10 protein-coding genes and 1 pseudogene are annotated in these 9,414 nt (G+C 59.3%); 1 reads left to right on the forward strand and 10 read right to left on the reverse strand.

From position 1 onward, the window contains the following. Positions 1-635: 635 nt before the first annotated feature. Both MESCI2_RS1000000139215 and MESCI2_RS01000000135415 read right to left on the reverse strand, forming a co-directional pair. The gene (locus MESCI2_RS1000000139215; protein WP_346558049.1) at positions 636-782 is read right to left on the reverse strand and encodes a DNA -binding domain-containing protein; all 147 of its coding nucleotides are present in this window, start codon (positions 780-782) and stop codon (positions 636-638) included. Positions 783-1,099: 317 nt separating this feature from the next. Next, a pseudogene (locus tag MESCI2_RS01000000135415) lies at positions 1,100-1,326 on the reverse strand (ATP-binding protein); the annotation flags it as partial. Positions 1,327-2,066: 740 nt separating this feature from the next. Between MESCI2_RS01000000135415 and gmd the strand changes: the two are divergent. Continuing rightward, positions 2,067-3,128, forward strand: a complete 1,062-nt coding sequence (gene gmd / locus MESCI2_RS0124385) for a GDP-mannose 4,6-dehydratase (RefSeq protein ID WP_027038811.1) — start codon at positions 2,067-2,069, stop codon at positions 3,126-3,128. A 94-nt stretch (positions 3,129-3,222) separates the two neighbouring features. Here the strand turns inward: gmd and MESCI2_RS1000000137360 are convergent, their stop codons facing one another. The 8 genes from MESCI2_RS1000000137360 to MESCI2_RS1000000139320 all read right to left on the reverse strand — a co-directional run bounded on the left by MESCI2_RS1000000137360 (position 3,223) and on the right by MESCI2_RS1000000139320 (position 9,205). Beyond that, positions 3,223-4,065 carry a radical SAM/SPASM domain-containing protein gene (locus MESCI2_RS1000000137360; RefSeq protein ID WP_081738885.1) on the reverse strand — a complete coding sequence of 281 codons (843 nt, stop codon included), beginning with the start codon at positions 4,063-4,065 and terminating at the stop codon, positions 3,223-3,225. 197 nt (positions 4,066-4,262) lie between these two features. Next, the gene (locus MESCI2_RS0124405) at positions 4,263-5,276 is read right to left on the reverse strand and encodes a 1-aminocyclopropane-1-carboxylate deaminase (protein WP_027038814.1); all 1,014 of its coding nucleotides are present in this window, start codon (positions 5,274-5,276) and stop codon (positions 4,263-4,265) included. Positions 5,277-5,658: 382 nt separating this feature from the next. Continuing rightward, positions 5,659-5,937, reverse strand: a complete 279-nt coding sequence (locus tag MESCI2_RS1000000137365) for an exopolysaccharide production repressor protein (RefSeq protein WP_081738886.1) — start codon at positions 5,935-5,937, stop codon at positions 5,659-5,661. A 36-nt stretch (positions 5,938-5,973) separates the two neighbouring features. Further along, complete coding sequence (gene fdxB / locus MESCI2_RS0124420) at positions 5,974-6,291, reverse strand: ferredoxin III, nif-specific (protein ID WP_027038815.1); 318 nt, start codon at positions 6,289-6,291, stop codon at positions 5,974-5,976. Further along, on the reverse strand, positions 6,288-6,491 hold the full coding sequence (locus tag MESCI2_RS0124425) for a CCE_0567 family metalloprotein (protein WP_027038816.1): 204 nt from the start codon (positions 6,489-6,491) through the stop codon (positions 6,288-6,290). The genes fdxB and MESCI2_RS0124425 overlap by 4 nt, the downstream gene beginning before the upstream one ends. Before the next feature lie 371 nt (positions 6,492-6,862). Next, positions 6,863-7,246 (reverse strand): phasin family protein, encoded by a 384-nt coding sequence (locus MESCI2_RS1000000138975; RefSeq protein ID WP_245270455.1) that lies wholly within the window; start codon positions 7,244-7,246, stop codon positions 6,863-6,865. A gap of 708 nt (positions 7,247-7,954) precedes the next feature. Further along, positions 7,955-8,818: a universal stress protein gene (locus tag MESCI2_RS0124435; protein WP_027038817.1), complete on the reverse strand. Its 864-nt coding sequence runs from the start codon at positions 8,816-8,818 to the stop codon at positions 7,955-7,957. Between the two features lie 108 nt (positions 8,819-8,926). After that, positions 8,927-9,205 carry a winged helix-turn-helix domain-containing protein gene (locus tag MESCI2_RS1000000139320; protein ID WP_430981683.1) on the reverse strand — a complete coding sequence of 93 codons (279 nt, stop codon included), beginning with the start codon at positions 9,203-9,205 and terminating at the stop codon, positions 8,927-8,929. Positions 9,206-9,414 lie beyond the last annotated feature (209 nt).

Genomic DNA, 9,414 nt, shown 5'->3' on the forward strand with positions numbered 1-9,414 from the left:
ACCGGATCTCGACGAACACGCTGAGCGTGAACCCACCCTCATGGGCCAACACTCCCTTCGCGCTCCGGCCGTGCATCGGAGAGCCCTCGAAACGGCCTCCATATTCCCGGACATTGCGCCGCCCAATTTCTGAACGCGAGTACGTCTGAAAAGGCATGCCCGGCAGAGACGGAGCTCCCTGCCGGGCCGGGTTCGCCTTGGAAGGTGGCGTATGCTAGCGGCTTTAGCGGCGGTGGGACCACTCAATCCGTGCTTTTTGCGCAATAAGGAGCATGTACCGTGCCAAGCCAAAAAGCATTTAAAAGCACCCGGGAGTCGGCTTCCTCTACGTTGCGTACCCCGACAATGTCAGCTATCGGACAATGCCGAACGTGCCCCTCGGCATCGACCTACGCCTGAGCCAGAGTGCACCCGCAAGGCCGTTGGCTGCCATTTCGACGTGGCGAACTGGTGGTGACCGGGGGTAGCTCCGAACTGTTCGCCGGCTGACGGACAGGGCGGATGTCGCTTTTTAAAGAGGAACTGCCTGTACCTTCAATTCAAGAGGGCGCGGCCACGAGAGACGGCGCGGCGAATGCGGTCGGGCAGATGGTCGCGAGGATCGCCACAATCGGCATGGACGCGCCGTAGGCCAATCAGCCTCCGGCGACATCGCGATGTGACGTCCCAGCAAGTGAGCCGTCGAGCGCACGAAGAACGAACGTTAGACGCGTTTTCCTGCTTGGCCCAGACTTAGAGCATTGAGGCACTCGAGCGCACGTCAGGCGGTGCTTCGAAAACATCGCAGGTCAGGTCCCCTCGGCACGGGGTTAAATAAGGGTGCAAGATATCCGCGCCTGAGACGGCGAGCGGGCGACAGCAGGACCGTCGTATGGCAACGCCGAGACCTCGATGGCGGCACGGCGATGTCGCCGAGGATGCGGACAGTTGTTCTGGGACGCAACCATAGCGGAGACCTGCCATCGGCGCCGAACTTTGACCCCTGATCGGCGTGCAATTTTTGACCCCTTGCATAAGCACGACGAGAGCGCTCGCCGGGCGGAGCTGGTCGGGGTTGCGCAGCCCGGCGAGCGTGCATTGTTTGGCGATGGGACGCGCGTCAGGCGCGGTTCTTGAAGCGCCAGGACTCGTTTCCGGTCTCGATGATCTCGCAGTGATGGGTGAGCCGGTCGAGCAGCGCTGTCATCATCTTTGCGTCGCGGGCAAAGAACTCGGTCATTCGCCGAATGCCAGGTTGGTGGTGACAATGATGGAGGTGCGTTGGTAGAGCCGACCGACGAGATGGAAGAGAAACTGCCGGCCGGCTTGGGCGAAGGGGACATATCCGACATTGAGGGATAAAACCCTACACCGGCGGCCGATTTTGGATGTCGTCCTTGCCCCGGTGCTCAACAGGGCAGCTCCGCACCGGAGTTTCTTAGAGGGCTCGACATTCGGCGCCGAGGCCGTTCCTCGGAGACGAACGCTGGAAGGCATCGAGATCGCCGGCACCGCAATCCAGCAGAAATCGGACAGCTGGTACAATCCAATCTCGCGCGCGACCGCCCAACGGTGTGAACGCTCGGCTAACGTCTTGAGCTTGGCGTGGGCTTGGTGATGCAGGCCGATGAGACCGAAGGCGACGACATCCATGCCACGCCAGCAAGCCTGTTTTACGAACTGCGGTGCACAAAAGCAGCCCTTTCCACCTCCTTGTGGCGCGGCTCTCCCGGAACTGATCTGGGTCAGGGACTTGAACCCTCCATCCAAGCGGTAAGAGCTCATCCATCCCGAGGATGCATCGCATCGAAACAATCGATTTTACGAAGTGTAACTCACATGAAAAGACGCCGCTTCGAAAGGCTGTTCTACAGGGAGATGTCTCCGGCTAGCGGAAAAGGAGCTAATTGCTCCTTGGTGTGATGCCGACGAGATAACACTCCACGTAATGGGCATGCGTTTTAGAGTCATTCAGGTGCAGATGCCAGCTAGGACGGCGTCAGCGTCGTGCACGAGGCCAGGGAAGTCGTTCGCGTGCGTCGTTGCCTGTTCCTGTCCCGGCACTTCATCCACTGGAATCATACAAAATGAGTTCACCTCGGCGTACAGCATTCATAACAGGTATCACCGGCCAGGACGGCGCGCTGCTCGCCGAACTGCTGCTTTCGAAGGGCTACATGGTGCACGGCCTGAAGCGGCGCGCGTCGCTGATCGGGAATACCCAGCGCATCGACCACCTGTATCAAGACCCTCATGAGGACCATTCCGACATGGTCCTGCATTACGGGGATATGACCGATGCGACAAACCTGATCCGCCTCCTGCAGGAAACTCAGCCCGACGAAATCTACAATCTGGCTGCGCAAAGCCACGTGCAAGTCTCCTTCGAGACCCCGGAATATACCGCCAATGCCGACGCGCTGGGCACATTGCGGCTGCTGGAAGCCATCCGCATTCTTCGACTTGAGAAAAAAACGCGGTTCTACCAGGCCTCCACTTCCGAACTCTTCGGTTCGGTCCAGGGCGTCCCGCAGGACGAGACGACCCCATTTTATCCACGCTCGCCGTATGGGGTGGCGAAGCTCTACGCCTACTGGATCACCGTGAACTACCGCGAGGCATACGGGCTCTTTGCAAGCAACGGGATACTGTTCAACCATGAAGGGCCGACGCGCGGCGAAACTTTCATCACGCGCAAGGTAACGCGTGCGGTAGCTGCAATCATGGCCGGCAAACAGGAGTGTCTGTATCTCGGTAATCTGGAGGCAAAGCGCGACTGGGGCTCGGCGCGCGACTATGTCGAGGGCATGTGGCGGATCCTGCAGCATCATGAGCCTGACGATTTTGTGCTCGCGACCGGCGAGACACATACGGTCCGCAGCTTTGTCGAGGCTGCCTTCAGGAGATGCGGCAAGGAGATCGTTTGGGAGGGCGAAGGCGTTGACGAGGTGGGCCGCGACCGCATGAGCAACCAGGCGCTCATCCGGATAGACAAACGCTATTTCCGTCCGACCGAGGTTGACCTGCTGATCGGTGATGCCTCCAAGGCGGCAACCAAGCTCGATTGGAAGCCGAAGACCACCTTCGATGAGCTCGTCTCCGAAATGGTGGAGGCCGACTGCCGCGCCTACGGGATCGCGCTCGCGTGACGTGAAACACGATGTTCGCTCGAGTGCACAGCTACTTGCACTCCAAGCGATTTCGCATTCGCTGCAGGCCTTTTCAGGCGTTACCGGCATCCAGTCAGGTGCGGTCGTTCGCATCGGCAAATTCGCACATCCTACACAGCAGAAAACCATCGGCTCCATTCATGCGGTCGACGATTTCGCAAAAAACTGGTCCGTCAAAGAGCTCCGCATATTCGTCGCGTAGCAGATTGCCCAACACGTGCCGGCGTTCGAAATCCATGGAGCACAAAGTGACATCCCCGTTGGGAAGAAGAACGTTACGATGCTGGCGTTGGTCCACGCATGTCAGGGCTCCAACGACTGGCTGCCGCGGTTCAACGATTTTAGGATCGACGCTTCCACCTCTGCTGCTCACCGGCCGTGCATGAATCAGTGCTTCGGCTGGGATAATGTCGACGACATCTGGATGGGCTTCGCCCAAAACCACGAACTGAATCGAGGGGATGTCCGCGTCTACGAGCTGACGAACCAAGTCGCGATACTTGTCTCCGACAAGGCGGCTGTTCATGTGGGTGCCATTATCGAAGACGTGAACCACAAACACCTCCAAGCGCAGTGCTTGCAAGCGTCGTAGATCCTGCAGGTTCATTCCCACAAGCGTCGTGAAGATCCTGATGCTATGGCCGGCGGCGAAAGCGTGCTCGACCATTTCGGTGCAGTGCGGATTGAGCCAAGGCTCGGCGTAGCCCGAAAAACCAATGGCGACGGAAGTTGGTACGCGGGCCAGACACCGCTTGAAATCCTCAAGGCTAAGATGCTTCGCATGAGATACTTTCCTTTGCCGATCCGCGAACTTGCCCTGCGGGCAATATGAGCATCCCACGATGCATCCAGTGGTCGTCGTTATCTCCAGAACTCTTCCGGCTGGGACGGCAAAGCGCAATTCGGGCAAAATCATGCTTTATCACTTCACTTTCTCTGGTCCGGCGACACACCACAACGGTGCTCTTTGGCTGTTGACACTGCCCTCCAAGACCTTGCGAACGACCCGAGCTTTGCCTCGGTCAACAGCCGGCTTCCTCGAACTTCTGAGCCGACGTTCATGAGCTTCGAGCGGGTCTGCACGACAGGACAGCCCATCGGATCTGTCAGGCGTCAGCCATCACGGAAGGCGTAGGCGTAGCCGTTGATCGCGGGCGCGCCGCCGAGATGCGCGTAGAGGACCTTCGATCCGTCTGGAAAGAAGCCTTTCTGGACGAGGTCGATCATGCCTTGCATCGATTTGCCCTCGTAAACGGGATCGGTAATCATGCCCTCGAGCCGCGCGCACAGCCGGATCGCCTCCTTGGTTTGCTCCGAAGGAATGCCGTAACGCGGGTGCGCATAGTCCTCGAGCAACACCACGTCGTCCTCGAGAAGTTCCGTTGCGAGCTCGACGAGCATCGCCGTGTGCCGGGCGATGCCAAGCACCTGCGCCTTGGTCTTTGCCGGCGTGGCGGAGGCATCGATACCAATCACCTTGCGCTGGCGACCGTCCTTAGCGAAGCCGACGAGCATGCCGGCATGCGTTGAGCCGGTGACCGTGCAAACGACGATGTGGTCGAACGCAAACCCGAGCTGTTTCTCCTGGGCGCGCACCTCCTCGGCGAAGCCTACATAGCCCAGGCCGCCATTCGGGTGAACAGACGCTCCGGCTGGTATCGGATAAGGCCTGCCGCCCGCTGCCTTGACCTCATAGAGCGCTTTTTCCCAGCTGCGGCGGATGCCGATGTCAAAGCTTTCGTCGACCAGGCGCACTTCTGCTCCCATGATGCGGCTCAACAGAATGTTGCCGACCCGGTCGTAGACGATATCGTCATGCGGCACCCAGCTCTCCTGAACCAGGAGACACTTCATGCCGATCTTGGCGGCGACCGCGGCGACCATGCGGGTATGGTTGGACTGCACGCCGCCGACGGTGACGAGCGTGTCGGCACCTAAGGCGATCGCGTCGGGAACGATGTATTCGAGCTTGCGCAGCTTGTTTCCGCCGAATGCGAGACCCGAATTGCAGTCCTCCCGTTTGGCGTAGATTTCCACCTTGCCCCCCAGATGCTCGCTGAGCCGGTCGAGCTTCTCGATGGGCGTCGGCCCAAAGGTAAGCGGATAGCGTTCGAATTTTTTCAGCATGTTTTCTCCGCACGAGGCCATCGCGCCTCAGACAGCTGCGACCTTGGTCAAAAGCGTCCTTCTTTGAGGCCACCCGCGTTCTGGTGCGTGGCAGGACGGCTTCATCATCATCATTGTCAGCATCGCGTTGGTGATTGAGTCGAAGCTCCGCACGAGAGCGCGCTGCGGCGGCACCATCACATGATGGAATGCAAACAGCTGCATCTGCCGCCATTGCACGATCCCATGCTGTCACCTTTGCCCACCTCTGGCGCACCTGTTCCGAACGGTCACCGCATCGTCCCTGGTCATTCCAAAGTGGCGCGAACCTAGCTCTGAAGCCTCTCGGTGCGCAGGGACGGAGCGGAATGCACACCGCCCATCGGAACGCACTCGAGGCACATCATTCATTGGTAGTCATTGGTCGCCTTATGGTGGTCTGGCGGGTGGCATCGGCTTGCCTGCAACTGCCGAGCTGCTCGGCGCCCGGTCCAGCTCCGGAAGCGCAGCTGGACCGCCAGACCAAAAAGAGCACGCTTGCGAAGTAAAAGACCTGAAGCAGCAGCGAGCAGGCCAGCGTCGTGACGACTGCTAGAGGGATCGAATTCGAGGCGGCGTAAACAATGACAGCGCTGCCGCATAGGGCCAGGCCCAGGAGCCGACAAAAAGTTGTGAAGCGCACCGGCGTTCTCCTGATCTGTCTCGTCGATTGTCCTGCTCATGCCGAGATCTGGTCGGCCGCGAGATGGCTTTGGCAGTTTTTTGGGCAGACGCGGCCGCAGGCTCCGCAGCCAATACAGCGCCCGGCATGGTCGACGACCATGATCATGCGATTGAGTTCGCCATCGAAATCGTCGTCCTCGCCGTCGCAGGCGCCGAGGATTTCACCCGCATCATCGACGCCGTAAAGATGCATGACCTCGCGCGAGCAGACCTTGAAACAGCGGCCGCAGCCAATGCAGGTCTTGCCGTCTATAGCCGTCAGATATTTCGGCTCCCATGTGGAGCCATCGCGTGTGACGGAGGCGGCCGTCATTGTGAGCACTCCCAGGCAGCGAGCTCTGTCTTGGCTGCATCCAACTCGGCAAAAGCATCGAATGTTTTTTCGGCAACTGCCTTGATCTTAGTCCAGTTGACGGGCAGGTCTTCGGCAAGGTCGTGCAATGCCATCTTCGCGTTTCCCGCGCGCGATTGGAGCCTGCGGACGTTTTTCTGCAACGCCTCAAGATCTGACATGATCACCTTCCTTGAAAACCGGCTTCATTTACGCTCTTGCAGCCCCAGTGGCTTCAGCGATGGCGGTCGCAGCGCCGATCAGGTTCGTTGCCGCGCCGGGGAGTTCCAACCGTTTGGAAGCCAAACCGCAGGACGTCGCGCGAGGGATTTGCCCACAAAGACCAACGTCCAGCCGTGAACAGCACGCATCCGAAACTTGGTAGCTCATCTTCATTGTCAGCGATGCCACCGGCCTGAGCGCACTTCTACCCGGCAGCGTCCCGTCTCCGGAGAAACAGGCCGCCCGAAGTCCGTCAGGGGTTTTTGCCAAGACATCCTCGATCGAGTAGGACCGCTGCTAGGGCGTGGCGGTAAATGCTTGCGCCATCGTTCTAGTGGTGAGTGCCTGGAACGCCCTGCCCCTGCTCCACCCACATCTCAACGCGCTTGCGCAGGAAGCTCGACTGCAGCTCGATAACTTCGGACGGCAACTTCGCGCCCAACAACGCTTTCAGATGCGAGAACTCTGCGTCGGCGTTGGCCCGCAATGCGGCAAGCGTCTTCATCGACAGTTCTATGTTCTTGGCGCTTGTGTTTTCGACGATGGCGTCGAGCATTCGTCCGCTGTCTTCGGCAGCCGCAGCAAAATTGACGAGCGCTGTTGTCGACTGCTCCTGCGCCTTCTTGGCGACTGCCGCGGGATGATCGATGGCTTTGGCAGGAACCAACGCCAGGAAACTGACGGGGTCAGCGGGTTTGTGTTCGACTCTGGTCACTTCGGATTCCTTTCCGACCGATAATCGCTTTGACACGGCAACGTTCTTTTGCAGTAGGAGTCCGCTCGCACTGAGCGAGGCGAAAGCCGAGCTTCTGTGTCGTTGGCCCGCCCCTACCGTCCGCGGCGATGGACGATGTAAGCACTACCAACAGGTTCAATACTTGTTGGCACTATGGCATACAGGGGTAGCAATCAGAAACATTTCCTAGGTTATTAGTTGTTACATTATTGTAAAACTCGCCTTAACATAGGGGAACTATATGCCATTCATTCACTCGTTTTTGTAACTTACAACCATCCATCGCGGCGGAAGCGATCTGACACGTCCGTCGCAGCCACACTCCCTACCCAAGACTCCACTAGGACGAGCGGCGGACCGCAGCGCAATTCTGCATTTGCCGCATCCCTCAATTGGCCCATCCATTTGATGGGTCGGATGACGCCACAGGAGAACTGTGTTCAGCGCCGTCTTCCGAGCCCGGCTGCGTGGAGGTCGAGGATTCACTCCTCATCGTCTCACCCGTTTTTAAAGCCAAACGAAGTCGCGGCAACCGAGCTACCTGTGAAAACCCGGTAAGTCCACAGGACATTACCCGGCTGGGCCACGAGGATAAGCTCCACTCGTCGCAAAACCCTTACCGGAGTCCTCAAACAGGTTGGCGCAGAAGGTTTGACTGAATCGCTGCGAGGCGAGGTCCGGAACCTATCAGCGGGCCAAGAACAGCGGCAAAGTCGGCTTCGCAACGATCCATCTCGTCGCGCGGCCGAAGATGCGCTCACGCAACCGACGGCTGCCATAAGCGCCCATGACGATCATGTCGGCACAGGTATCGATGGCGTGCTGCGCAAGCACCGTGGCCGCCGGTTTGCCACCGCTCCGCAACAGATCAACCGACACATGAGCACCGTGCCGAGTAAGATAGGCAGCAATGTCGGCTCCGGGCTTTGAGCCATTGCCGTTGTAGTTCGCCTTCGGATCGACCAGGGCGACACAGACTTCCTCAGCACCGGATAAGAGATCCAGAGCTTCCCGGACCGCACGCGACGCCTCGGCTCGCGAATCCCAGCCTACCAGCACGCGCCGCGGCGACAGGGTCGCCTCGGCGCCCTTCGGCACAACCAGCACCGGCTTTCCGGTATCGAACAAGCAGCCGTTGATAACAGGAGGCCCGAGGTCCTCGTCGTAGAGTAGGGTCGGTCCGACGATCGTGAGATCGTTGCATAGCGCCCGCTGTCGCACGATTTCGCCGACGCTGACCGGATCGCAATGATCGGTTTCGATGCCATAGCAAAGCGACGTCGCTCTCAGCAGTTTTTTGATTTCGCTATACCGTTTTTCCAGTCTGGCCATGTCGTGGGAAAATCTGTCGATTTGCCTGAATCGCCTCTCCAGTCCAGCAATGTCCCTTTCACGTTCAACTAACATAGGGATGCCGGCACCGATTGGCTGTCGCGACATCACCAGCACGGAAAGATGCGCGCGGACCTCGCCACACAAGCCGGCAGCTGTTTTGACATCCTCATCGCAGTGGCCGACTCCCGTCACACTGAGTACGCTTTTGAATGCCATCTGCCTGTTCTTTCTGAGTGAGTCGTACCTTTGGGCGCGCTTTTAAAGCCGCAAGGCTTGCCCTCGGCACGACTGAGACGGGGTGGTGACACTCCATCGGTTGGCTCTTCAGTCGTCCGGCCATTCGAGCGAGTAGCCGGCCGACCTGATCGTGCGAATGACGAAGGTGGACGAGGCCGCCTGCAGCGCTTTTCTGAGCCGGCTGATATGGACGTCGACGGTGCGGGGACCGACATGGATGTTGGCCGGCCAGGCGGCGCCAATCAGCTCGTCGCGCTTGAAGACCCTGCCCGGCGTCTCGAGCAACAACCGCAGCACGTTGAACTCGATCGGTCCAAGGTGGATTTCGTGGCCATTGCCGCGAACCCGGTGGGCATCGAGCCTCATCTCAAGGCCGCCACACGAGAGCCANTGGCCGTTTTCAGCCCCGTTGGCACCAGGCTTTGGCAGCGCCAGCTTGGTGCGTAGCCAGTCGAGCAGCTTGGCCGGAGCGATCGGCCGCACAAAGCTCTCGTCGATGCCTGCCTTCAGGAGATTGAGGTGCTGGTTCTCGGCGCCGGGCGAGATCAGCGCAATGATCGGCAGGCCGCCGGTCC

Source organism: Mesorhizobium ciceri WSM4083 (assembly GCF_000519305.1).
GTDB classification, from domain to species: Bacteria; Pseudomonadota; Alphaproteobacteria; order Rhizobiales; family Rhizobiaceae; genus Mesorhizobium; species Mesorhizobium ciceri_B.